Genomic DNA, 25,176 nt, shown 5'->3' with positions numbered 1-25,176 from the left:
ATTGATTATCAATGCTTTGGTTTAAAGAGGTAGATTGAAGGCAGCGCCTTTTCAGCCGCTTACGCTCAGCCTGCGCACGCTATTGGTGCGCTAAGCGGTAAGAATGCACCGTGAGTAGTCAACGTTAGCAAAAAACCTGCCTACAAGATAAGTCGAAAGATATTTTATTGGTTATTAACCTTCTGTTTAATTTGGTGTTTTTGTTTTAATGGGTTGGTTGGCGTAGGCCTTGCTATTACCTTGGCAACAAGCAACAAAGCACAAATGGGTTTATCGGCACAATAAAATGCAGCCATCGAGTTTGAGGGGCAAATAACAACGCTAACGCCATCAGACGACAGGCCATTAATAAGTATGTCCAATCCCAGCAGTGCGACATTTGGCACCGGTGCAGGTGTCCCTGAGACAACGGCGTCCAGGCAGGCTTTTTGTGAGGCTCGCTTGGGCGCTTTTTGCTTTTAAGCGGGAGGAAATCAGTATGTCCCAGGCCACACGCTCGGCTTGTAAAGCAAACACAACGTGCCCTTATTGCGGTGTCGGCTGCGGCGTAATCGCCACTGTGGCTAGCGGCACAATCAGCGCCGTTGAAGGCGACCGTGACCACCCCGCCAACTTTGGTCGGCTATGTGTGAAAGGCTCGGCACTTCACGAAACCCTCGGCCACCATGACCGGCTCACCACGCCCTGGGTCGATGGCCAAGCGGTTGACTGGAATGTGGCGTTAACCACCTTGGCAGAGCGGTTGCAAACAACTCGCGCAACTTACGGCGCTGAGTCAGTCGGTGCCTATCTTTCAGGCCAGCTATTGACCGAAGATTACTATGTGGCCAATAAGCTATTTAAAGGCTTTTTAGGCACGCCGCACCTGGATACCAACTCACGGCTCTGCATGGCCTCTGCCGTGGCGGCGTATAAACGTTCGTTGGGCGCGGATGCCGTTTCCTGCAACTATGAAGATATTGAAGAGGCCGAGCTGGTGGTGCTGGTGGGCTCGAATCTGGCCTGGAACCATCCAGTACTCTATCAGCGCTTGAAGGTCGCCAAAACGCGCAATCCGCTGATGCGGGTGGTGGTCATCGACCCACGCGTGACCGACAGCTGCGAAATTGCCGACCTTTACCTCGGCATCGCACCCGGCAGCGATGCGGTGCTGTTCAACGGTCTGCTGGCCTGGATGGCTGAGAATAACAAGCTGGATCAGCTCTATCTGGACCGCCATACACAAGGTTTCGACGAAGCGCTACTGGCCGCGAGCCACTGCGACATTAATGGCGTGGCGGCGATATGTGATATCGACCCAGAGCGGCTGGAGACCTTTTACTACTGGTTTGCCAGCCAACTCCATGTCGTGACGCTCTACTCCCAGGGCGTCAATCAATCCACAAGCGGTACTGATAAGTGCAACGCGATCATCAACTGTCATCTGGCGGGCGGCAAAATCGGCTTGCCGGGGGCGGGGCCTTTCTCGATTACCGGCCAACCCAATGCCATGGGCGGGCGTGAAGTGGGTGGGCTTGCCAACCAGCTGGCCGCGCATATGGATTACCACACGCCCGGCGCCCTCAGGCGAGTCACCCGCTTCTGGGCGACGGAAACGTTAACGCCTGAATTGCCCCAGGCGCCTGGCTATAAGGCGATTGAGCTTTTTGAAGCAGTTGAGCGGGGCGACATAAAGGCGCTGTGGATAATGGCCACCAACCCGGTGGTCAGCTTGCCGGATGCCGCCCGCGTGCGGCGTGCGCTTGAAAAGTGCCCACTGGTAATTGTGTCTGAGTGCGCCAGCCATACCGACCTGCTGGCGTACGCCGATATCATTCTGCCCGCGACGGGGTGGTCTGAAAAAGACGGCACGGTGACCAATTCCGAACGGCGTATTTCGCGCCAGCGTGGTTTGCTACCTGCGCCTGGCCAAGCGCGTCACGACTGGTGGATTATCTGCGAAGCCGCCAAACGGTTGGGCTTTCATGAGGCGTTTGACTATAGCCATCCCCATGAGATTTTTGATGAGCACGCGCGCCTTTCCGCCTTCGAGAATGAAGGGACGAGCAAACGGCTATTCGATATTTCCGGCCTGGTGGGGCTTGGGCGCGAGGGCTACGACGCGCTGGCGCCTATTCAGTGGCCGGTTACGTCTTCAGCACCTCACGGAACGGCACGGTTGTTTGACGACGGTGAATTCGCCACGCCTAATGGGCGAGCCAATTTCATCGCCATAACGCCGCGCTTGCCGGAGCAGCGCTTAAGTGACGACTACCCGCTGCGCCTGAATACCGGGCGTATTCGCGACCAATGGCACACCATGACGCGCACGGCACGCGCGCCCAAGCTAATGAATCATCGCCATGAGCCGTTTATTGAACTCCACCCAATCGACGCCGCGCGCTATGGCATTGGCGACCAGCAGCTGGCAGTATTGTCCGCCGCCAGCGGCGAGTACCGGGGGCGCGTGCGAATCTCGAATGCCCAGCGGCGTGGAGAGGTGTTTATTCCCATGCACTGGAGCGATGCGTTCAGTAAATCGGCGCGTAGCGGTGCCATGCTAAAAGCTTTGACCGACCCTGTGTCAGGCCAGCCAGAAGCCAAGCACGGCGCTGTGGCGCTGGCACCGCTTGAATCAGCCTGGGAGGCAACGCTGTTGATTGCCCATCCATTAGGGGATAATAGTCAGGAAGTGCCCCCGTGGTGCAGAAGCGATTATTGGGCACGCGTACCCATGCAGGGCTGTCAGCGTTGGCAGCTGGCTGATGCAAAGCCGGTACATGATTGGCTGGCGCTACTCACTACGTGGCTACCCGAAGGGGCTTCTTTGTGGTGTGAAGACAGCGGCAATGGCCGCTTGCGCGCTGCGGCTATTGTGCGGGGCAAACTGCGCTGGTGGCTGATGGTCGGCCCGCCGCGCGAATTGCCCGGGCTTGCCTGGCTTGAAGCGCGTTTTAACGAAACAGCCATCAGTGATAAGCAGCGGCGCCGGCTGTTGGCGGGGTGCGAAGATGGCGCTGCGGATGCCGGCCCCGTAGTATGCAGCTGCCAGCAGGTGGGCCAAGCGGCGATTGTTAATGCCATTCGGGCCGGCGATACCAGCGTTGAAGCATTGGGCGCACGGCTTGCCTGCGGAACCCAATGCGGTAGTTGTTTGCCTGAATTGAAGTCCCTGATTGAAGAGGAGCGTTCACATGCGCGTGCTAAGCAAGCGTCTACTACAGAAGTGGCCTGAGGCCACGTTGTGCTTTACGCAGCGCGTGCTGTCGCCGTTCCAGCGCTCCACGCGCAGCGCCTCAAGCACTCCTTCGCTTAAGCTACGCGGCGAATGCACGGCTGGGCATGTGTATCTGGTTGGTGCGGGCAGTGGTGATATGGAGCTGTTAACGCTGAAAGCTGCCCGGCTGTTAATGCAGGCCGATGCTATCGTGTATGACCGTTTGGTGGGTGACGATGTGCTGGGGCTGGTTCCGCTTTCCGCCGAGCGCTACTACGTCGGCAAGGCCAGCGGCCATCACAGCATGCCGCAGGCGGAAATTGGCGCTTTGATGGTCAAGCTGGCGACCGCCGGCAAATCGGTGGTGCGCCTTAAAGGCGGCGACCCCGGCATATTTGCGCGTATGGGTGAAGAGCTTGCCGCGCTGGCGGGCGCCAATGTGCCCGCGCACATCGTGCCTGGCATTACCGCGGCGTCTGCTGCCGCCGCAAGCCTGGGGATTCCGCTCACCGATCGGGGGCACTCTCAGCAGCTGCGTTTTATTACCGCCCAGCTATGCCGTGAGGGCGGCGCCCCCGACTGGCAAACCCTGGCCCGTCGCGATGAAACCTTGGTGTTTTATATGGGGCTTTCCAAGGTAGAGGCCATTTGTGCAGGGCTACGCCAGGCCGGGCTGCCCGATGAGTGGCCGATCATGCTGGTCGCCAATGCCAGCCTGCCCGAACAGCAGGCGTTGGTGGGTACGCTTAAAGATATGCCCCAACGCCTGGCGAATCATCCGCTGCCGTCACCCTGCGTGATTCTGGTAGGCAGCGTGGTGAGTATGGTCGCGAGCAGCCCCGCGAATGCGCTTGCTCCAGCGGGCATCATCGAAGCGGTCGACCCGGCGTAGCGTTGGGAACAGACGCATCCACAGGCCGACCACCGCCAGCGTGCCTACGCCGCCAATCACTGCGGCGGGCACTACGCCAAATCCGGCGGCCATGCTGCCCGCGCGAAACTCGCCCAGCTCGTTACTTGAGCCAATAAACAGCATATTGACGGCATTCACCCGGCCGCGCATTTCATCCGGCGTGGCCAACTGAATCACAGTGGTGCGTACATAAACGCTGATCATATCGGCCGCACCCGCGACCAGCATGGCGATCATCGACACCCAGAACAGGGTAGAGAACGCGAACACTAGATTCGCCAACCCGAACACGGCCACGGCGGCAAACATCACGTGCCCGGCGCGTCGCTTGATACCGCGAAAGCCAAGATAAAGCCCCATCAATAGCGCGCCCACCGCAATCGCGCTGCGCAATGCACCTAGCCCTTCAGGGCCCACATGCAAGACTTCCTGAGCGTAAATGGGCAGCAGTGCCACGACGCCACCCAGCAGCACGGCAAATAGATCCAACGAAATGGCGCCCAGAATAATCGGCTGATAGCGGATATAACGAATACCTGCGGAAAAACGCTTCCAGGCGGTACTTTCCAATACCTTGGCTTTCTCGACATAACGCACCGGTACCAGCACCAGTAAGGCAATCGCGACGATAAAGCAGCCCAAGCACACGGTATAGGCCAGGCTACCGCCGCCCATGGCGTAAAGCACCCCTCCCAGCAGCGGCCCGCTAATCACGGCGACTTTCATGATCGAGCTATTCAGCGCAATGGCCTGGGCAAGCTGAGCGCGGGGCACAATATTGGGCAACATGCTTTGCAGCGTGGGGCCGGTAAAGGCTCGGGCGCAGCCAAACAGGGCCAGCACGGCATAGAATTCAATAACGCTGCCATGGTTGGCCTGCGCCAATAAAAGCAGCAGGGCGCTACAAATACCCTGTACCGCCCAACTGAGTTGTAGGATGCGCTTGCGCGGAAAGCGGTCAACCACATCGCCTGCGGGCAGCAGTAAAATCACCATAGGCAGAAACTGTGCAAGCCCTACATAGGCAAGCGACATAGCATCGCGGGTAATGTCATATACCTGCCATGCCACCACAATGGCTTGAATTTGCATGGCAAAAACGGCTGCAAGGCGGGAGAGAAGAAAGCTTAAAAAGCCCGGCTGGCGGTGAATGGGAAGCAGCGGGGCATCGGTCGCTGCAAGCGTGTTGTTATCTGGGGGCATGATGGGCGTCTTTGTTAGCAAGCGAATTTTTATAATTCTATCGTTTTATAGGGCTGAACGTGGATCAAAATCCGAATCAATAGTCATTGTTTAACGCGCTATGAGTTCGAAGATTGACGTGCACCCTTTCCGACAAAACCACAATGAGTGCTGAGGAACCTTAAGCTTCTTATAATGTCTTAACGGTGCCTGTTTTAGCAGGCACCGTTTTTATAAATCCGCTTTACAGGAAGACTCCATGAAGCAACACAAGATTCGCGACAACGCGCTCAAAGCGCAGCTACGAACCCCCATGTTCAAGATGCAGCAGCAAACGCCTAAAAAAGGCAAAGGCAGCTACTCCCGTAAAGGGCGCAAGGCCCTGCGGGGGTATCGCCAAGCCGCTTGATCAAGCGTTTTGGCAATACCACTGCTTGGCTTTATCAAAACAGAACGCCCCGACCACTTCCTGTGGCCGGGGCGTTGGCTATGTCAACCGGCTCCCGCAGTGGGGACACGTTTCATAAGCATTGCGATTGTCAGCCTGATGACGCTGTGTGCGGGCGGCCGCTTCTTCTACTCCATGAATTGAGACCAGTTGGCCGTGCTCCCAACGTAAGCCGATATCGTTAAGCAGGTGAGCATCGTGTAGACGCAGGTCTGTAGGCAGGCGGCGCTGTATGCGGTGCTTTCTTATAATTTTTAACAGGTTACGGGTAAGAGTGATTGCCATGAGTTCGGTCTCCATACATTCATTGGGAGGCCGGACGGGCTTGCGGTCAGTCGTTAAGCGAAGGGCTGGTTTTAACTGAGACTGGCCGCGAGATCGTCGCGGCCAGTGATAACTCTCTTACTCTGGCGCACGATGACAATAAGCACTCGCCACGTTATGCATAACGCGGGGTAGCTTATTGGATCGTGTGACGCGGATTTGCCAGCGCATGATAGTTTCTCGGTTAATACAGCGAGTTAAAACAAAGAGGTTGCCTGCAGAAGGCAACCTCTTTGTTTTAACGTATTGATAAAAATGCTGCAACATTTACTTAGCGATAACCTTTCGCCTGAAGCTGAAATAAATGCGCATAACGACCATTGATAGCCAGTAACGCCTCATGCGTGCCGCGTTCAATAATTTCTCCTTGGTCAATAACCAGGATGAGATCCGCATTGCGGACGGTTGAGAAACGGTGCGATATGAGAATCGTCATTTTATTGTGGCTATGCTGCCGAAACCTTGTAAATACGTCGGCTTCAGCGGCGGCGTCCATCGCAGCGGTGGGTTCATCCAGCACTAAAATATCGGCCTCTTCGCGCATGTAAGCGCGCGAGAGCGCTATCTTTTGCCACTGCCCGCCAGAGAGTTCTTGTCCATCCTTAAACCAGCGGCCCAACTGAGTGTTATAGCCTTGAGGCATGCGTTTGATAAAACTGTCGGCCATGCCATTGCGAGCGGCCCGCTGCCAGCGCGCTTGATTATTAAACGCCTGGGTGTCGCCCACGCCCAGATTTTCGCCAACCGGCAATTGATAGCGGACAAAGTCCTGAAAAATAACCCCGACGCGTTTGCGTAGCGCACTGTTTTCCCAGTCACGAAGATCACTGCCATCCAGCAGAATTCGCCCCGTTGTAGGGTGATAAAGCCGCGTTAAAAGCTTAATGAGGGTGGTTTTTCCAGAGCCGTTTTCGCCGACCAGGGCAAGGCTTTGACCGGGAGACAGGTGTAGTGAGATATGCTGCAATACCTGCTTGCCGCCTGGGTAAGCAAAGCTTACATCTTCAAAGCGCAGCCCGTCGCCGGGAAGCGTGCCTTGCAAGCGCGTGCCGCCTTCCTGCTGGGTAGGTTGTTCCAGGTACTCGTAGAGGTTGGAGAGATAGAGATTGTCTTCGTACATGCCACTGATGGCGGTAAGGCTTGCAGAAAGCGCAGACTGGCCCTGTTTAAACACCATCAAGTACATGGTCATCTGACCCAGCGTGATAACACCAGCAATCGTTTCAACCACTACCCAGCCATACGCGGCGTAGAACGTTAGCGTGCCCAACAAACCAAGTAAGAAGCCCCAGCCCTCACGGCGGAGTGTCAATCGCCGGTCTTCGCGAAATAGCCGGTTGAAAATATCGCGATAACGTTGCAAAAAAAGCGGCTCAAGGCCAAACAGTTTGACCTCTTTAATGCTGTCTTCGCGGGCCAGTACGGTTTCCAAATAGCCCTGCATACGCGTTTCAGGTGAGCGCCTGCGAAACAAGCGAAACGCATCACCTGAAAACTTGGCTTCTGAAACAAACACCGGCAGGGCGCCTGCCGCTAGAATCAGCAGCGCCCAAGGGGAAAACTGCACAAGCAGTACACTAAAACTGACCAGTGAGATGGCGTTTTGTAGCAGCCCGAAGGTTTTATTAACCAGCGCTAAAGGCCGCGTGGAGGCTTCACGGCGAGCACGTGTTAATTGGTCATAAAGCTCTGAGTCCTCGAACTGGCTTAATGATAGCGTGCCTGCTTTTTCTAAAATCATGACATTGACTTTCTGGCCCAGCAGGGCGCGAAGCAGCGACTGCTGAGCAGAAAGCCCGCGTTGGGCCAGTGCGATCAAGGCGATGATGAGAGCCTCTAACGCCACAAGCTCAAGCACCGGCATAATAATAACCGTCAGGTTAGCGGAAGGGTTGTCGCGATAGGTGTCCATTGCATTGACGACGCCATCAACGATCAGTTGGCCCACCCAGGCACCCGCCGCAGGCAACACGCCAGCCACCAGCGTGCAAAGCGCCAGCCCGAACATCATCCAACGGGAGGTTTCCCAAACAAGGCCCAGGGCTCGCTTGCTGTAGCGAAACACGTTGAAAAAACCGTTAACCGACGGGGCGTTACCAGAGGTGGAAAACAGTGGAGGCATAGGGAGTTAGCATGAACCGAGAGCGAAAGAAGCTATTATGATGCGTGGGTTGCGTCGCAATAGCCACTTCAACCGCCGGCGCTTTAATAGCGCGCGACGGTTGAAGCAAAATAAGAAGATGAACACAGGCTCTTTTTGTACAAACCTTAGGGAAGGATAAAGGCACCGTACACAAGCGCGCCCATCACCACAAACGCAGGATGAACGCTGAACCGTACCAGCGCAATCGCGGCAATGGCGCCGATAATCAGCGTATGTACCCACCCCGCGCCATTAACGCCTTCAAGGAAAAAGCCCAACGTTAACCAAGCCATCATAATGGCGATTACTGGGCGTACCCATTGGCTCATACGCTTGACTTGGGGCGACTCGCGATGGCGGTACAAAAGCCCTAGTGCGGCAATCATCAGCAGTAGCGAAGGCACAACGGTTGCCGCTATCGCGACGGCGGCACCGCCGATGCCGGCCACTTCATAACCCACGTAGCCGGCCATTTTAGTAGCAATCGGGCTAGGCAGCGCGTTTCCAAGCGCAAGCGTTTCCGCAAACCCTTGAGACGTCATCCAGCCATAGCGGCCGACTACTTCGGCTTCAAGCAGGGGGATAATGGCTGGGCCACCGCCGTAGCCAACAATGTTCGGGACAAAAAATGCCAGGAAGAGCTGCCAATAAATCATGCTGAGCGCTCCGCTTTTTTAGCCGTGGAAGGGCGTAACAGCGCCGCCAGCAAAATCGCGCCAATAATAAAACCGGGGTGAATGCCCAGCCAATAAATCAATAGGCCAGCGGTAATCGCCATTAGACTACTGACAAGCCAGCCTAGCGCCTTTTGCGATTTATCAAAAAAGTCCCAGGCCAGTTGCCCCATCATCACCATGACGACGGGCACCACGGCTTGCCCCATCCCTCGAATCCAGGCCACATCCCGGTACCGACTAAAAACGCCCAGCATGACCACCATGGCAACTATCATAGGGAAGCAAACAGCAAGTACCGACGCTATACAGCCACTAATGCCGCCTACACGATAGCCGATATAACCAGGCATTTTAGTTGCGATAGGACCAGGCAAGGTGTTGCCAATGGCTAATACGTCGGCAAACTCTTCGTCCGTCAGCCATTGGTGGCGTGTAACGACTTCTGCATGTACCAGCGGTATCATTGAGGGGCCGCCACCGAAACCAAAAATACCGACGCGAAAGAAGGCCCAGAACAGGGCTGTCTGTTTCATCAGCGTGTCACGCTATGGTAGGCAGGCCGAAAACGGTAGTAGAAGCGTTGAAAAACCATATTTTCTCTTTATATCGTTTATATGTAATAAAATCGATTATTTTTCAGGGTAGAATAATATAATCAAGAGCGTTAGCAGGCGTCAAACGGAATAAGTGATATGCGCTCACCGGTGGATGAAAGGACCCTACCATGAACCAGTACGTTCAGCCCTCCACAACAACAGCATCTAGCCGTATTTACGATATTTTACGCAAAGACCTGGTTAATGGGCGTTTTGCTGCTGGCGAAAAGTTGGCAATCAATGCGCTTAAAGAGCTGTATCAAGTGGGCTTAAGCCCCTTGCGTGAAGCGTTAAACAAGTTGGCCGCCTATGGCCTGCTGATACAGGAAAATCAGCGCGGCTTTCGGGTGCCAACTCTTTCACGCAGTGAACTGGATGATATTGTAAAAACGCGCTTGGCCTTGGAAGGCATGGCATTTGAACAGGCAATTTCGCTGGGGGATGCGGCGTGGGAGGCAAACCTTCTCGCGGCAGAGCATCGCCTGAAATGTGCCGACATGACGCTGGATAATGACGATGAGTGGGAGCGATTACATACCCAGTTTCATCGCACGCTGGTCGCATCGTGCGGCTCTATATGGTCGCTGCGGTTTATTGAACAGCTGCACGATCAATTTGATCGGTACCGGCGCTTGGGCCCCAAAATGCCGGTCATTCGCCAGGAGTTGGATCAGCAGCACCATGAGCTAGTGGTGCTCGCTTTAAAGCGCGATGTAAAAGCAGCGCGAAAGCTTCTTGATGAGCATATCCTTAAATCCTATGAGGCTGCGCTAACGTGCTTTGCGCAGCACGGCTAAAAGCATCAGCTAAGCCATCAGCGATCAGTGTACACTGGCGTGTACTAAACACGATAAAGCGGATGTAAAAGAGCGATGCAATATTCAGATAGTGATGTCATTGAGCAAACGTTGAGCTGGGTGCGCAACTTTATTGTGGCTGAAAACGTATGTCCCTTTGCTCAGCGAGAAGTAGAGCGTGACACTATTCGTGTGGGCGTCGTACGCTCAAAAAAGCTTGAGGTGGCATTGGAAGAACTGATGGTCGAAGTGCAGTGGTTGGATGAGCATCCGGAAACAGAAACCACGCTGCTGGTCTTTCCCACGCTTTTTAAGCACTTTGACCACTATCTGGACTATGTAGAACTGGCAGAAAGCATGCTGGCCGAACAGGGCTATGAAGGTGTTTATCAGCTGGCGACTTTTCATCCGGACTACTGCTTTGAGGACGCCACGCCAGAGGACGCCTCGAACTATACCAACCGCTCACCCTACGCAATGGTGCACCTATTGCGCGAAGCGAGCGTTGAAAAAGCCATTGAGTTTTATGGTGATACCTCGGTCATCCCGGAACGCAATGTGGCCCATTTGACCACGATGGGAAGCAGTAGGGCAGAGCGCTATCTTCAGGATGCGTTAGCGCAACGGGCATCTCCGGGTAAAACGCCATAACGCCTTATTCGCGTTGTTTATGTAAAGCTCAAACGCCCTTGCTTTGGATCGATTGTTGCGCTTTTCTCTGCGGGTATTCCAAGCGCCGCCACTACCATCAACATGACAACGAGAAAACCTAATGCACCTGCCAGAGCGTGGTTCATTGGAGTGGTTGTGGTATTGATAAAACGTTATGAAAATTAATATGTTAGTCGAATAAGTTATAAGAATTTATGCATCACGTAGCTGTCTACGAGTCCTTGTGTTGCGTGACAATAAGCTTTCGGCACCGTACCCACAATACTAAATCCTAAACGCTGCCAAAGCGCTACCGCTGCCTCGTTCGTGGCAACGACAGCGTTAAACTGCATGGCTTTAAAATCATGGGTGCGGGCTAGTTGCTGAGAGTGTTCACACATCGCGCGCGCAACGCCTTTACCGCGGGCGGCAGCGGTGACCATATAGCCACAGTTACACACATGGCCACCCGGGCCTGCGGCATTGGCTTTTAGGTAGTAGCTTCCCACCAGTTCGCCTGCTGAATCTCTCACGGCATACGTGGCTTTGGGGGCTTGGCACCATAGTGAGTAGGCCGCCTCGTAGCTAATGTCGGGGTCAATGGCATAGGTGTGTTGTTCCGCCACAATCGCCTTAAAAGTGGGCCAGAAAATAGCGAAGTCGTCTTGCGTCATCAAGGTGAAGGTAAGTGTAGACATGGTTAATACCTGGTAGAGATAAGCCGAGTAGCATATGAGGGGCGTTAATGGTACCAGGCCGCAGCGATGCCTGCGGCTGTCAACATGGAAGGGGCATCTGCGCTTGAAGCCCCTTAAGTGGCTGTACGTTGCGCTTATTTTGCTACGTGAGCAACGATTTCGTAGCTGCGCACGCGGTCGGCATGATCAAAAAAGTCACTATTAATCATTAACTCATCGGCGCCTGTACGTTCCTGAAAGTCTTCAAGTCCTGCTTTAACTGTTTCTGGACCACCAATAATCGCGGCACCCAGGAACTGGTTGACTTGCGACTGCTCCATGGGTGACCAGTCCAACTGCTCTACCGGAGGCTGCGACTGAGTCGGCTTGCCACGGATCAGGTTCAGAAACTTCTGCTGGGCGGAGGTAGCAAGGTAGTGCGCCATGGCATCATTCTCTGCGGCCATCACCGGCAGCCCGACCATGGCATAAGGCTTATCCAGATGCTCAGACGGGCGGAAGTTATCGCGGTAGAGGCGTAACGCTTCAAATAGGTAGCCGGGTGCAAACTGCGCCGCAAATGCAAAGGGCAGGCCCAGCCTGGCGGCCAGTTGGGCGCTGTAGCCGCTTGAACCCAACAGCCAGATAGGCACGTTAGTTCCTTGGCCAGGTACCGCTTTCACCTGCTGGCCGGGCTCTGCATCGCCCAGGTAGCGACGCAGCTCGCTTAGTTGCTCGGGGAAATCATCTACGCCCGCATGCATGCTGCGCCGCATGGCACGCATAGTGGCACCGTCAGAACCGGGCGCCCGCCCAAGTCCCAGGTCAATGCGCCCAGGGTAGAGCGTTTCCAGCGTGCCGAACTGCTCGGCAATCACAAGCGGAGGATGATTAGGCAGCATTACCCCGCCCGAGCCCAGCCGTATAGTGGAAGTGTGGCCTGCCAAATGGCCAATCAAAACGGACGTGGCGGCACTGGCGATTCCAGGGATGTTGTGATGTTCGGCAAGCCAGTAACGGGTATAGCCTAACTGCTCGGCTCGCTGTGCCAGTGAAACGCTATCCCGAAACGTTTCAGCAGCGCTGCCGCCTTGGCGTATAGGGGCAAGGTCGAGTACAGAGAGCGCGGTCGAAGAGAGTTGGCTCATATTTCACCTACTAATAAAGACGTGGAGCATGCTTAAAGATTTGGACGCGTAGGCAATGAGACGGCACGCGGTTAAATCATTAGCACGCTTGTTAGTAGAGTGTATGCGGGCTATGAAGGCCAAATGCAAGGAGCAGCCCTTTTGGGCTGCGTAACCTGTTTGATCGGTTAGTCACTCGGCGGGGTGGGGCGAACCAGGATCTCGTTAACGTCGACATGAGCCGGTTGAGAGAGCGCATAAATAACCGCGTTGGCAATATCGCGAGCTTCCAGCGCCGTTTCAGGCGGTTCATCAAAAAAGGGCGTATCGACCATGCCGGGCTCAATCAAACGAGGTGACATCAGTGGATGGCCCGTTTAGCGTGAGTATGCTGGAGCCTCTTTGAGCATGGAGGAGAGGTCGAGAATGGCTTGCGCCATGTCTGCCATGCTTTTACTTTGATCCATTGATGTCTTGCGAAGGAAGCGGTAAGCCTCCTCTTCACTCATTGATTGGTGCGCCATAATAAGCCCTTTAGCGCGTTCAATAAGCTTGCGCTCGCGCAGTGCCTTACGGGTATTTTCCAGCTCATCGCTTAATCCTTGTAGGCGGCTGGACTGGGTCTGGGTTAACGCTATCAGGGAGCGGCCAAGCGGTGAGGTCAGCGCGCTGGCCGTTAAATCACCCAGCGGCTGAGGATGGTTAAGGGCCAGTAACGGTTCGCAAGGCGCAGGCTTATGCGCGCCATGCCCGGCTTTGGTCTGCTCAAGCGTTGCTTCTGCTTGGTGTATTTTTCGATAGCAAAGCGCGGCTAGCTGTGCGTTTAACGTATCTTCGACGCTTTTGATTGCGTCAATACGCAGCGTGGTTAGCTCGTACCAGGTTTCACCCAGCGGGTTAGACGCTATGTGCGGCGACGCTGGCTGGCAGGCAGCCTCGCGCAGCTGTTGAATGCCGGTTAGCGTGCTGGTTGAAACGGCTTGCTGCCAAGCCAGCGCGGCGTCTGGCGTAGCAAATTCGATAAAAGTGTCAAAACAGCGCTGCTGGTCGTTAACCAGTTGGCCGAGAAGTTGGCGGTGACTGTCATCAAAATGGCCAAGGGTATAGCCAAAGGCGCCACAGGCACGCTCTTGTCCGGCCAGCTCCTTGCCTTGCATGAGATGGAAAATAGCCACCAGCGCGAGGGTAATATCTGGATCGTCTGAAGTGTCGGCAGCTTCGAAGACAATCGCTAACAAACCGCCAATAAGGTGATTAAAGGCTTGGGTGGCGGCATCGGGAGAAATAGCAACGTTATCAATGGCGCTGCGCAGTGCGCTTAAGTCGTCCAGGGCGTTCCACATGGCGGCTATTCGGCGCAGCAGGCGCGCCGCTGCCTGTGGGCGTGCTTCCTGGCTTAGCGCCTCTAAGCGCCTGCGCATCAGCGCTTCGGCCTCTTTGCTCTTGTTAATATACGTCTGGCGGCGTGTTTTAAAGCGCTGACCTTGAGAGGCAAGGTAAATCGTTGAGGCACCGCGTTCGCGCTGAAGCACATGGATAAAACGGCTAATATCCGCAACGATTTCCGAGGCCGTCGCTAAATAACGAAAATTGTCGATATCGCAACGAATGGCGGTTAAGAGTAGCTGCTGGGCAGATGACATAACGATTTCCTTTTACTCGCCGCGTTGCCCCTTCTCTCATGGCTGGCTTGCGCCGGAGAGTAGGGGGCTGCTTGAGCATAATGCCTGGCGTTAACTTAATGCTTAGCGTTAACGTAATGAAAGGGCCCCCGCACCGGTATCATCGCCCACGGCGTTACGGTAAGCGTTTGCTTCTTGTGCTTCCGTTACGTCATTAAACCGGACGACTAATACACACGAGGCCAGTACCAGAACGGTCACGCCCAGGTAAAATAGCCCTTGTTGATAGCTTAAGCTTTCACTGCGAAACAGAAAGGCTGCCGAGACGGCGCCGACATTTCCGCCCGCACCCACAATCCCGGCAACTGCGCCCAAGGCTTTTTTATTGAGAAACGGCACGACACCGAACGTGGCGCCTTCGGCCATTTGTACGAAGAGGCTAAACACCAGCATGATGCCAATGGCCAGGCTTAGAATGTGCATTTGCGAAAAGGCGACCAGCGCAATGCCTTCACAAACCAGCGCAATAAATAGCCAGCGCACACGCCCTTTTAACCCGCCCTGTTTGGCGAACAGATCCGAGAAAACACCACCCAGCGTGCGGGCAAAAATATTCATCAACCCAAAAAGCCCTGCAATCATGCCAGCCATTGCCAGCGTTAAGTCGAATTTGTCGAAGAAGTAGATAGCCGCAATATTGTTGATCGTAAGTTCAACACCAAAACAGAGCCCATAAACGACAAACAGTGCCCAAACGCGGATGTCTTTCGCTGCTGCTAAAAAGCATTGAGTGGCGCTGTTCTCGCCCGTTGCCTCGGGCAATTCGCCTCGTGCGCGCAGGTCACTAAAGTTGCCGTCAGGCGCATCCTGCGTGAGAAACCAGTAACCGAGCCCGGTGATAAACATCACAACGCCGGGCACGACCATGGCAAGACGCCAGCCGAGCGCTTCGTTAACACCCAGCATCAGCATGCCCGCAAAGATAAGCGGCATAAGAATTTGCGTGGTACCGCCGCCCAGATTACCCCAGCCCGCACTCGTTGCATTAGCGGTGCCCACGACATTCGGTGCAAACATCATGGTGGTGTGGTACTGCGTAATCACGAACGAGGCACCGATAGCGCCAATAGCTAAGCGGGCAAGCAGGAACGTCTCAAAACTATTGGCAAAGCCGATGCCCATGACCGGAAGGGAACCTAAAATGAGCAGGCCCGTGTAGGTTTTGCGCGGTCCTAACCGGTCACACAGCAATCCGATCAGGAGCCGTACGATAACGGTAATCGCGACAGACGCGATGATCGTGTTGCCAATTTGTGTCTGTGTCAGGGAAAGGTCATCGCGCACCACCGCCATAAGTGGTGCGATGCCGAACCAGCCAAAAAAACAGATATGAAAAGCAAACCACGACAAGTGGAAGGCACGCATCTGAGGCGTGGAGAACGTTAGCAGTCGAATACGATTGGCTTTATTGCGTATGTCCATGGGATGGCCTCACAGGATCTTAACCAGTTGAGCATCACGCAACGCCAAATCGCTCTGTTGCGTTACGTGTTCACGAGAACATGCCTTCGTCATTGAAGGTCAGGCTCGACGCACTCGTACCCGGTTGGGCCTGGTCTACGCCTACCATCACAAGAGATAGTTAAGCAATTAATTCGCCATCGGGGATTTTTATAAGCCTTATCAGTTGGTTACTTTTTATAGGCCGAAGATTTACAGAAAGAGGAACAGCCCCATGCGCTGTTGATGGGCATGCCGTAGGCGGCATGCATCACAATAGTGCTGTTTAGTCGTGCAGGTAAACGGCGTCGATATCCAGCGTTGAGTGGTTGCCGATTGCCTCGAAGTGCTCATCCAGCCAGCGCTGCGCGGCGTCTCGGCCTTGTTCAAAAAGATGTGAAAGAAACGGCCATTCCGAATTCATCTTGCTGGAAACGGAAAGGTTTTCCAGCGCTTGCTCGCCGCTAATACGGTGAAAGAGTGCCTGCTGGTAACAGTTGTTGATCCCTTGCTCTTCCAGGGCGTGTTGCAGCAGCGCAATCATACGTATCTCTTTAATCAGTGCGGCGTTAAAGGTAATTTCATTAAGTCTGTTCAGGATGGATGACGCACAGGTCGGCACTGAGTCGCGGCTAATAGGATTAATTTGTACCAGCAGGATATCGCGTGAACTGCACTCCTCCATTAAGGGAAACAGCGCAGGATTGCCCATGTAGCCACCATCCCAGTAGGCCTCGCCATCAATTTCAACGGCCTGGAACACCAAGGGTAAACAGGCAGAGGCCATCACAGCATCAAGACTCATCTCTTCACGACGAAAGACACGCTGTTTGCCCGTGCGCACATTGGTAGCCGCCACAAACAGCTTAAGCTGCTCGCATTGGCGCACCCGCTCGAAATCAATGTGTGCATCAACGATGTCACGCAGTGGGTTAACGTTTAACGGGTTGAATTGATAGGGCGAGATCAGGCGCGTCATAAGGTCCATCGCGATATAGCCTGGCGAATGATCAAGGCTCCAGTTGCCGGTCCAGACATCCATCGGCGAACGACGTACCGGGCTTGCCATACCCGCGCGACTGACCGCCTGCCAAAAATCCGTCAGTGCTTGCCTGGCTAACGGCTTGCCGCCCCTGGTAAGGGCATCGGCCATCACCACGCCATTCATGGCACCGGCACTGGTGCCGCTAATACCTTCTATTTCGATGCGCTCATCTTCAAGCAGGCGGTCAATGACGCCCCATGAATAAGCGCCGTGTGCCCCGCCGCCTTGCAATGCGAGATCCAACTTCTTGACTTGAGTCATAAGGCCTCATGCGTTAGTTAGCTTATTCATGCTGCACTGCTTCTCAGCATGGCATAAGAACCGACACATGCCACCAGGCGCGAATTTAACGTTGCGCTAAATGGGGGGCACTTGGCGTTTGGCAGCGTAAGAAATTTGAGCTGGCGAGCCACTCCTCATCGGGGTAATAGGCAAACACATACTGATCATCTCTTAAGCTATCAATCAGCGGGTAAGTGATATCCTGGCGTACAGCGGGGCAGCCATGGCTGCGGCCGAGGCGGCCTGTTTGCGCGATAAAGTCATCGCTAACATAGTCGGCTCCGTGAATCACAATGGCACGCTCGTAGGCGAGGTCATTGACCTCGGGTTCCAGCCCGTTAAGCCTAAGGGAGTAGCCGTTGCGTCCGTAATAGCTATTCATGGTACGAAACAAGCCAAGACTTGATTGATAGCTTTCGGGGATATTCGAGAAGGCGTCGGCTTGCGCATCACCAGAACCCTGGCCATGGGAAACCAATTCCTCAAACAGCAGCGTGTGCTGGCGCAGATCAAAGACCCACATGCGCCGCTCGGTGGAAGGCAGTGAATAGTCGATAACTGCCAGCCGCTCGACATCGGGGTCCGCACAGCTAAGCGCTTGGGCGGCAAGGCGCAGCGCTTCTGGGGTAGCCGAAGGCGCTAATTGAAGCAACTGATGATTAAGCGATAACACACCGGGAGGGGGCGTTGAGGCGACATCAGAAAAGAAACTGCTCGCGTATAAAGGGAGGCTAATGAACGCGAAAGGTAAACAGCATGACAACGATAGTGGGCGCAAACGGGTTACCATACAGAGCAATCCTGCTGACAAGAGCGACGACGAAAAACAGTAAACGGCTATGATGAAAGTAAGCATGCCGCGAATGGGAATTCATAGTAACGCAAGGAGAGGGTGATGAACGAGATGCAGTCACTAAGACAATGGGCGATAGGGGCCGCTCTAGGTCTAGCACTGTCCCATATCCCTTTCGGTTTAACACCGGCGTATGCGGCCTCTGAGCCGCTTAAACAGGCACTTATACAGCGCTTGGCGGCTGAAGATCAGGCGTCGCTGCCGATCCGTGAATTTTATCAATTGCGTAATGAGCAGCTAGCCTGGCGCGAGGCTTCATCGGTTGAGGCGTTAGCCAATGCGCTTAACCTGCTTGAAAGTGATGGTTTGACCCCTAGTGACTACCGTGCCGATAGATTGTTGAGCGCCTTCCAGAGTAGCCAGAACGCTGGAGAGTCCGCTCAGGCTGCGTTTGATATTCAGGCAACGTCGTCGCTGTTGTTGGCGCTCGATCACCTGGAGCGTGGCAAGGTCAACCCGCGTGACGTTGAGCCGAATTGGGATGCCCCACGCCCTGAGCGTCGCTACTCGCTGGCTCGCGTTGCTCAGGCCGTTGATGACCAGGCATTGGAGCGCGCCTTTGAGCTGGCTCGTCCAGCCTCAAGTGAGTATCAGCAGTTGCGAGAGGCGCTCAGCCGCTATCGTCAGATGGCCACGCTAGGCAGCACCCCGTATTTGCCGTCGCGCGAAGACTCGCTGCGCCCGGGTGATAGGGATGATGACGTAATCCTGCTGCGCCAACGCCTGGCGATGTGGGGAGAAGATGGCCTGGTCTCGGCAGACAGCAGCGCCTATCCCATGATTGGCGTTCAGGCGCCAGGCGGCGATAGACGCACCTTTGATACTGAACTCGAAATGGCCGTAAAACGCTTTCAACGGCGCCATCAACTAACCGCCGATGGCGTCGTGGGCGATCGTACTCGCCTAGCGCTTAATGCACCTGCCGCCTCACGTGTTGATCAGTTGCGGGTTAATCTGGAACGTGCCCGCTGGATAGGCCCCCAGCAGTCTAGTGAGCCGCGGGTCTGGGTAGATATCGCAGGCTACCAGTTGCACTATATTCGGCCAAACGGCCAGCAGTGGAATGCCCGGGTGGTCGTTGGGTCGCCGCGCCGTGAAACGCCTATTATTCACTCATCCATCAGCCACCTAACGATCAATCCCAGCTGGACGATTCCGCCTACCATCCTGCGTGAAGATGTTCTGCCCCGGATACGTCAGAACACCGACTATTTAGCCCAGCATAATATGCAGGTGATCAATATGTCCGGTGCGCAGCTAGACCCCGCCGAGGTCGATTGGCAACGCCCTGGGGGCGTTATGTTGCGCCAGGTAGCGGGGAGCAGTAACCCTTTGGGTCGGGTAGTGGTGCGCTTTCCCAATAATGACATGATCTATTTACACGACACGCCAGCACAGGGGCTTTTCCAGCGTGATCAACGGGCATTGAGCTCGGGCTGCGTACGCGTCGAAGGGGTGCGCGAATTTGCCCAAATGCTTTTGCAAGATAGTGGCAGTCGTTACCAGCTCAGCACGCTAATAAATAGTGGTGGCAGCGACCGTAATGTGAACTTGCCTCAGCGCATTCCTGTCGCGCTACATTACTTAACCGCATGGCCCAACGCCCAAGGGGAAGTGGAGTTTCGCACGGATATCTACCGGCGAGATGCGTCACTATTGGCAGCACTCCAGCGTTCTGTATGAACGTAGAGGAGCAGGCCCGCGAGTAGATAGCGCAAGGTGCGTGGCTACCGTTCAGAGGGTAAAAACGACAATGCCGCCCTTGGGGGCGGCATTGTTATAGGGTGTTAAAGCTTGGATTACAAAACTTGGATTACAAAAAACCGGATTACTCAGTATCGCTTTCTGATTGATAGCCCGCCACGCTAATCGTGCCGGTTTCGCCACTTTCAAGCGCAGCAAGCATCGGCTCGGCCTGGCGTTGGAAGGCAATTAGTGTGTCGCCGTTTAAGCCCATGTTTTCAGGCAGGTCTATCGTCATTGCATTAACGGGCGAGTTATTAACGATGACCTCGTAATGCAGGTGAGGGCCTGTACTGCGGCCAGTGTTACCCGAAAGCGCGATGCGCTCGCCCATGGTGACGCGTTGGCCCTGGCTTACCAACTGCCGGGACAAGTGCAGGTAGCGCGTACGATAGCCATTGTCATGGCGGATAATAATATAGCGGCCTGCGGCTGGATGGTTGGCAATTTTCTCAACACGGCCATTGGCGGGGGCAGTCACCGGCGTACCAATAGGCATTGCAAAGTCAGTACCGTTGTGCGGGCTGATCCGACCCGTTACCGGATGTTTACGGCGTGGATTGAAACCGGAGCTAAGGCGGTAACTACCGTCAAAGGGGTAGCGTGCAAAAGAGGGATCCAGGCTATTGCCTTCGGGCGTATAGAAGTTATTGTCGGTGGCATTACGTACGACAGTGAGGTCCATGCGCTCTCCGGCATACTTTACTGCTAGTACGCGGGAGCCCAGCGTTTCTCCATCAATCATGTCGGACTCAACCAGCACCTGGAATTGGTCGCCACGGCGACTGTCCCGGCGAAAATCAAGTTTCTTCTCTAGCAAGTGAGTAAGCTCGGTAACCGAGCTACTGCTCAAACCAGTTGCCTGAGCTGAGCGGGCGAAACTACCGCTAACACTACCCGCAAAAAGGCGTTGAACCGGCTCACCCTGTCGCTCAATAGACGTAATGGCGAAACTGTCAGTATCGCTTTCTATTAATACCCCGTCGCGCATGTTTTTCATCATGCGAAGCGCAAGCAGGCGGCCGTCCTCATCTAGCTGGTAGTCGAAGCTGTGGCCTGCACGCCAGTTTGTCAGCATTTGAGATTCTGGCATGTCATCCAACAGTGCCAGTACTTCGCTATAGCCTAGCCCCAGCTCATCTTGTGCCAGAACGGCAAAGGTTTCACCTGGCTCAACAAGGTGGGTCTTCCATTCAGGGACATAGGGCTCTTCAGCAGCCAGTTCCAGCTCAAGAAAAGAGACGTCATCGAACAGATCAATGCCGTAATCTTCATAAGAAGTAGCATCTGCGATTTCGACAGAGGACGACGGATCGATATCGAGCATGCCGCTTGAGAGTGTGCCTACGACAATCGACATATGCAGTGCGCCGTTATCGATTGCGCTATCGTTGAGTACTGCACTGGGCGGCTGGTGTTCTGCTACCGCCGCATCCGCACTAGAGATAAGATCAAGATCAACGATTTCTGTTGCCGCTAAATCGCTAAGGGGAATATGTTCGCGGGTGGCATCAATGGCCCTTGAGGCGCGATTGATGGCATCAGCAACCGGCGCTCGTTCCTGACCAAGGGAAGGAAGACCTGGCGCTGAATCGCTGGGAAGCGGTACTAACACGCTTTCAAGCGGTGTATGGGGTTGGTTTAAATCGTGATACGTTGTAATTAATTTTTGTGCGCCCAGCACAGTGACCATTGTAGCCACAGGTAACAGTAACAACTTATGCGTGCGGGGCAGCGAATGAAGGATTCGCAACATGGGTAAATAGACCGCCGAGTTCGTGATCGAAAACGAATATGAAAGTAAACAAACCCCGGAACCATACCCCATGGAGCAAAAGGTGCATAGACTGTATATCTATACATAAAAGATACTTTTGCTATATGAGCATAAGTAAATGGCAGATATCACTGTTTGTGAACACTGTTTGCTAACAAAGGTAAATAAAAGCTTGGATAAAGCGAGTCGGCTACCTCTGTGTATTGCATACTTCTGATCATGAAAAACATGAGAATTACTAACCTAGTCATAGACAGGAAGGGAATGGTGTAGAGGTTTTGTGGCGGTTAGGAGTGTCGGGTAAGTAAGGTCTAATAGGAATTATTATTATTGTTGTTTGAAAACAAGCGCTTAAGCTATTGTTAATATTAGTTAAGAATTTTTAGGTTGGGCGAAGATAATACCGTGAGCCGTGGATACTGTCTGTCAGACTTAAGGCGGGGTTAATCTTGACGTTTTTTTTGTAACAAAAGGTTAATTGCGGGTTTTTTTAGCGTTTTAACGTGGTTAGGGCGTTGGCCAGACGAGCAATAGAGCGCGCTGCGTATTTGAGCGACGCAGATAAAACCAACATGCACTGGCAGGCCGGCTGTATTGTGCCGGATGGCGTAAATAAGCACTGAATAAGCGGTACTTTTTATTGATTACTGGCATTCTAGTGAGATTTTTTCGAAGATTAAGCGGATTGTATCGCTGTATAGCATCGAGGAAATCGAAATGTCCCGGGTAACACTTGCGCAATGGCAAATGCTGGCAGCCGTGGTAGACCATGGAGGATTTGCGCGTGCAGCGGAAGCGATCCATAAAAGCCCCTCTACGTTGAACCATGCCGTTCATAAGCTGGAAGAGCAGTTAGGTGTTCAGGTGCTTGAGCCGGTTGGGCGTCAGGTACGCTTGACGGAGGCTGGTGAGTTACTGCTGCGCCGCGCACGTCAATTGGTAGAAAGCGCAGCCTCTTTAGAAGATGTGGCGTCAAGGCTGGCGGCAGGCCTGGAAGCTGAAATTATCGTGGCAATCGAGCAGATATTCCCAGCGGCGGTCCAGGCGAAGGCACTAGAGCGTTTCTCGGAAGAGTATCCTCAAGTACGCGTGCAGCTATATGAGAGCGTACTCCACGGTGGAATTGAAATGCTCTATGACGGCCGCGCAGACCTCGTGGTTTCGGGTATATCGGCGCAGGGGTTTTTAGGTGAGCCTCTGGTGCTCGTTCGCTTTATTGCGGTTGCCCATCCGGACCATGCTCTACACCAGTTGGGGCGGTCATTGGACCTTCGCGATCTGGCACAGCATCGCCAGTTGGTGGTTCGTGACTCAGCCTTGCGTCAGCCTTTGGATGCAGGGTGGTTAAAGGCCGAGCAGCGTTGGACGGTAGGTCATTTGAACACCTCTCTGGATATGTTAAAGCGTGGCCTAGGGTTCGCTTGGATGCCTGAATCCCATATTACAGAAGAGCTAGCGCGTGGCGAGTTAAAGCCATTGCCGCTTCCGGCGGGTGGCACACGCGAAGTGCCTGTTCAGATGATTTTTCGGGATCGTGATCGTGCAGGGCCTGCCGCTCATGCTATGGCGGCTGCGTTAAAGCAAGCGGTCGAAGAGCTCTATTCCCATGGTTCGATTATCTCGAATGAAGCACCGTAAAACATCCGCTTGAGCATCTGCGCACCGGGGGTATGCTGAAGGTAGCGTCGTCAGATATTTATTACCCTTTTAGGAGATGCCTTATGGGCTTGCTTGTTAATGGTGAATGGCACGACCAGTGGTACGACACGAAAAAGAGCGGCGGTGAATTTGTCCGTGAGTCTGCTCAGCTGCGTGATTGGGTCGGCGATCAACCGGAAACTGACGGGGCCTGCTATCCCGCTGAAAAGGACCGCTACCATCTATACGTTTCGTTAGCCTGCCCTTGGGCGCACCGCATCCTCATAATGCGTAAGCTAAAAGGGCTGGAGTCGTTGATAGGTGAGTCGCATGTGAGCCCTTTGATGCTAAATAAAGGGTGGACCTATGAGCAGAATGAAGGCTCAAGCGGTGATGCCGTTAACGGCGTTGATTACCACTATCAGCTATACACCATGACTAACCCCACCTATACCGGTCGGGTAACGGTCCCGGTGCTCTGGGATAAAAAGCGAAGTGCCATCGTTAATAATGAGTCGGCCGACTTGTTACGTATATTGAATGTCGCGTTTGATGATCTTACTGGCAACCATTTGGATTTTTATCCGGAGGATTTGCGCGAACAGATCGACCAAGTGAATGCCGATGTCTATGACCATATTAACAACGGCGTTTACAAGACCGGTTTTGCCACCGAGCAGAATGTGTATGAAAAGCATGTTCATGCGCTGTTTGAAGCACTAGAGCGTGTGGAAAAACGTTTGGGTAACCAGCGTTATCTGGCGGGTGAGTGGCTAACAGAAGCGGATATCCGCCTGTTTACGACGCTGATTCGTTTTGATGCCGTGTATTACGGCCATTTCAAGTGTAATTTCAAGCGTATTGAAGACTTTCCCAATTTGTCCAATTATGTGCGCGAAATCTACCAATGGCCGGGGGTGGCTGAAACGATTGATATGGGCCATATAAAACGTCACTACTACTACAGCCACGATACGATTAACCCAACACGTATTGTACCTGCTGGGCCGCTGCTTGACTTTGAACGCCCCCATGATCGAGAGCGCCTGCCAGGGCGTGGGGTACGTTCTAAGCAGAGCGCTTAGGCAGCTTGTTCAGCACAGCCGGCCGCTGCAAACCAGAAGACCGCCGAAAAGGCGGTCTTCTGTTATTACGTTAGCTGATGATGGACGGTGTTAATCGTGATTTGATATGGCTTCACGTGTTGATTGCCAAGCGCTTTGTGCGCCATCGCGGGTAGTCTCCCACGCATCACGAGCATTTACTTTCGTTTGTTCCCACCAGTCATGGTTGTAGGTCGGAAATTCTTCAACTTCTTCGTGGGTTGCATCAAGAATAATGCGGTGCTCGGTATCCCCGTCGCTCTCAGTGTGGGTTTCAAGCGAGAAGTAGTCAGTGCCTACAACGATCTCACGACCACCAAGGCCTAATACGGCGCCACTCTCAATGACCAGCGCATTGATACGCATCTCTTCATCGAACAGGATATTATCGACTTCACCGATCTCATCGCCGGACCCGTTGTTGAAGTAGACGTCAGCGTCAAGGATATCTTTGGCGGAGTACATGCCTTGGGGCTCTTCTGACGCTTGCACTCCGAAGGCCAGGCTGCCTAACAGGGCGGTACCGATAGCGGTGGTTAACATTGTCTTACGCATAGCTTCTCTCCATGTGGCTAAAATACAGAATGGTCAACATTGGCTGCCCATTCATCGCTAGTCGCCAATAACTTGCAACGTTTGACTAAAACAGAAGTGAGTAGGCTTATGACGCTGACGGGTTATAGCGTGTTGGCCCAATCATCAGCACGTCTTTCAGCTTCTTCACGCGTCAGACCATATTTTTGCTGAAGCTTGCCCACTAGCTGATCTTTCCTGCCACCAATCTGATCAAGCTCATCATCGGTGAAGTCGCCCCAGCTAGTGCGTGCTTTACCTTTCATTTCCGTCCACTTGCCTTCAATTTGATCCCAGTTCATACATCAC

At 53.9% G+C, this 25,176-nt stretch carries 22 protein-coding genes and 1 pseudogene; 8 read left to right on the top strand and 15 right to left on the bottom strand.

Annotation, left to right across the window (positions count from 1 at the left end; genetic code table 11):
- Positions 1-478: 478 nt before the first annotated feature.
- Positions 479-3,214 (top strand): nitrate reductase, encoded by a 2,736-nt coding sequence (locus ACT3T7_RS01320; protein ID WP_444629828.1) that lies wholly within the window; start codon positions 479-481, stop codon positions 3,212-3,214.
- Entirely contained in the window at positions 3,174-4,088 is a 915-nt protein-coding gene (gene cobA, locus ACT3T7_RS01315; RefSeq protein ID WP_444629827.1) for a uroporphyrinogen-III C-methyltransferase, read from the top strand. Before ACT3T7_RS01320 ends, cobA begins: the two co-directional genes overlap by 41 nt.
- Here cobA and ACT3T7_RS01310 read toward each other — a convergent pair.
- Positions 3,984-5,312: an MFS transporter gene (locus ACT3T7_RS01310; RefSeq protein WP_444629826.1), complete on the bottom strand. Its 1,329-nt coding sequence runs from the start codon at positions 5,310-5,312 to the stop codon at positions 3,984-3,986. The genes cobA and ACT3T7_RS01310 overlap by 105 nt on opposite strands.
- A gap of 238 nt (positions 5,313-5,550) precedes the next feature.
- On the opposite strand from ACT3T7_RS01310, the gene arfA reads away from it, so the two are divergent.
- A complete protein-coding gene (gene arfA / locus ACT3T7_RS01305) occupies positions 5,551-5,700 on the top strand; it encodes an alternative ribosome rescue factor ArfA (protein WP_172118049.1) in 150 nt (49 codons plus the stop codon).
- A 78-nt stretch (positions 5,701-5,778) separates the two neighbouring features.
- On the opposite strand, the gene ACT3T7_RS01300 is transcribed toward arfA, so the two are convergent.
- The 4 genes from ACT3T7_RS01300 to ACT3T7_RS01285 all read right to left on the bottom strand — a co-directional run bounded on the left by ACT3T7_RS01300 (position 5,779) and on the right by ACT3T7_RS01285 (position 9,416).
- Positions 5,779-6,024, bottom strand: a complete 246-nt coding sequence (locus ACT3T7_RS01300; RefSeq protein WP_444629825.1) for a hypothetical protein — start codon at positions 6,022-6,024, stop codon at positions 5,779-5,781.
- A gap of 310 nt (positions 6,025-6,334) precedes the next feature.
- Entirely contained in the window at positions 6,335-8,185 is a 1,851-nt protein-coding gene (locus ACT3T7_RS01295; RefSeq protein WP_444629824.1) for an ABC transporter ATP-binding protein, read from the bottom strand.
- Between the two features lie 146 nt (positions 8,186-8,331).
- The gene (locus tag ACT3T7_RS01290) at positions 8,332-8,862 is read right to left on the bottom strand and encodes a chromate transporter (protein ID WP_444629823.1); all 531 of its coding nucleotides are present in this window, start codon (positions 8,860-8,862) and stop codon (positions 8,332-8,334) included.
- Complete coding sequence (locus ACT3T7_RS01285) at positions 8,859-9,416, bottom strand: chromate transporter (protein ID WP_444629822.1); 558 nt, start codon at positions 9,414-9,416, stop codon at positions 8,859-8,861. The genes ACT3T7_RS01290 and ACT3T7_RS01285 overlap by 4 nt, the downstream gene beginning before the upstream one ends.
- Positions 9,417-9,607: 191 nt before the next feature.
- Between ACT3T7_RS01285 and ACT3T7_RS01280 the strand changes: the two genes are divergently transcribed.
- Positions 9,608-10,276 carry a GntR family transcriptional regulator gene (locus ACT3T7_RS01280; RefSeq protein WP_444629821.1) on the top strand — a complete coding sequence of 223 codons (669 nt, stop codon included), beginning with the start codon at positions 9,608-9,610 and terminating at the stop codon, positions 10,274-10,276.
- A gap of 75 nt (positions 10,277-10,351) precedes the next feature.
- Positions 10,352-10,927 carry a DUF1415 domain-containing protein gene (locus ACT3T7_RS01275; protein WP_444629820.1) on the top strand — a complete coding sequence of 192 codons (576 nt, stop codon included), beginning with the start codon at positions 10,352-10,354 and terminating at the stop codon, positions 10,925-10,927.
- Between the two features lie 203 nt (positions 10,928-11,130).
- On the opposite strand, the gene ACT3T7_RS01270 is transcribed toward ACT3T7_RS01275, so the two are convergent.
- From ACT3T7_RS01270 to ACT3T7_RS01240, 7 genes and pseudogenes are all read right to left on the bottom strand, one after another.
- Complete coding sequence (locus ACT3T7_RS01270; RefSeq protein WP_444629819.1) at positions 11,131-11,625, bottom strand: GNAT family N-acetyltransferase; 495 nt, start codon at positions 11,623-11,625, stop codon at positions 11,131-11,133.
- 134 nt (positions 11,626-11,759) lie between these two features.
- Positions 11,760-12,752, bottom strand: coding sequence for an LLM class flavin-dependent oxidoreductase (locus ACT3T7_RS01265; RefSeq protein ID WP_172118041.1), 993 nt, complete (start codon positions 12,750-12,752; stop codon positions 11,760-11,762).
- A gap of 167 nt (positions 12,753-12,919) precedes the next feature.
- Positions 12,920-13,093, bottom strand: a pseudogene (locus ACT3T7_RS01260) (short-chain dehydrogenase); the annotation flags it as partial.
- Between the two features lie 15 nt (positions 13,094-13,108).
- On the bottom strand, positions 13,109-14,374 hold the full coding sequence (locus ACT3T7_RS01255; RefSeq protein ID WP_444629818.1) for a nitrate- and nitrite sensing domain-containing protein: 1,266 nt from the start codon (positions 14,372-14,374) through the stop codon (positions 13,109-13,111).
- 108 nt (positions 14,375-14,482) lie between these two features.
- Positions 14,483-15,835, bottom strand: coding sequence for an MFS transporter (locus ACT3T7_RS01250; protein WP_444629817.1), 1,353 nt, complete (start codon positions 15,833-15,835; stop codon positions 14,483-14,485).
- Positions 15,836-16,139: 304 nt separating this feature from the next.
- Entirely contained in the window at positions 16,140-17,159 is a 1,020-nt protein-coding gene (locus ACT3T7_RS01245) for a patatin-like phospholipase family protein (protein ID WP_172118038.1), read from the bottom strand.
- Positions 17,160-17,244: 85 nt separating this feature from the next.
- A complete protein-coding gene (locus tag ACT3T7_RS01240) occupies positions 17,245-17,970 on the bottom strand; it encodes a murein L,D-transpeptidase catalytic domain family protein (protein ID WP_444629816.1) in 726 nt (241 codons plus the stop codon).
- Between the two features lie 105 nt (positions 17,971-18,075).
- Between ACT3T7_RS01240 and ACT3T7_RS01235 the strand changes: the two genes are divergently transcribed.
- The gene (locus ACT3T7_RS01235; protein WP_172118036.1) at positions 18,076-19,716 is read left to right on the top strand and encodes a L,D-transpeptidase family protein; all 1,641 of its coding nucleotides are present in this window, start codon (positions 18,076-18,078) and stop codon (positions 19,714-19,716) included.
- Positions 19,717-19,861: 145 nt separating this feature from the next.
- On the opposite strand, the gene ACT3T7_RS01230 is transcribed toward ACT3T7_RS01235, so the two are convergent.
- Positions 19,862-21,532 carry a peptidoglycan DD-metalloendopeptidase family protein gene (locus ACT3T7_RS01230; RefSeq protein WP_172118035.1) on the bottom strand — a complete coding sequence of 557 codons (1,671 nt, stop codon included), beginning with the start codon at positions 21,530-21,532 and terminating at the stop codon, positions 19,862-19,864.
- A gap of 738 nt (positions 21,533-22,270) precedes the next feature.
- On the opposite strand from ACT3T7_RS01230, the gene ACT3T7_RS01225 reads away from it, so the two are divergent.
- Together ACT3T7_RS01225 and ACT3T7_RS01220 are read left to right on the top strand one after the other, a co-directional pair.
- Entirely contained in the window at positions 22,271-23,191 is a 921-nt protein-coding gene (locus ACT3T7_RS01225; protein ID WP_172118034.1) for a LysR family transcriptional regulator, read from the top strand.
- 83 nt (positions 23,192-23,274) lie between these two features.
- The gene (locus ACT3T7_RS01220) at positions 23,275-24,276 is read left to right on the top strand and encodes a glutathione S-transferase family protein (protein WP_172118033.1); all 1,002 of its coding nucleotides are present in this window, start codon (positions 23,275-23,277) and stop codon (positions 24,274-24,276) included.
- Between the two features lie 90 nt (positions 24,277-24,366).
- On the opposite strand, the gene ACT3T7_RS01215 is transcribed toward ACT3T7_RS01220, so the two are convergent.
- Positions 24,367-24,849, bottom strand: coding sequence for a PRC-barrel domain-containing protein (locus ACT3T7_RS01215; protein ID WP_172118032.1), 483 nt, complete (start codon positions 24,847-24,849; stop codon positions 24,367-24,369).
- 122 nt (positions 24,850-24,971) lie between these two features.
- Complete coding sequence (locus ACT3T7_RS01210) at positions 24,972-25,169, bottom strand: CsbD family protein (RefSeq protein ID WP_087108335.1); 198 nt, start codon at positions 25,167-25,169, stop codon at positions 24,972-24,974.
- Positions 25,170-25,176: the final 7 nt, after the last annotated feature.

This window comes from Halomonas sp. 111 (assembly GCF_052379685.1).
Lineage (GTDB): Bacteria > Pseudomonadota > Gammaproteobacteria > Pseudomonadales > Halomonadaceae > Vreelandella > Vreelandella citrativorans.
This window is presented reverse-complemented; position numbering and strand designations above follow the sequence as displayed.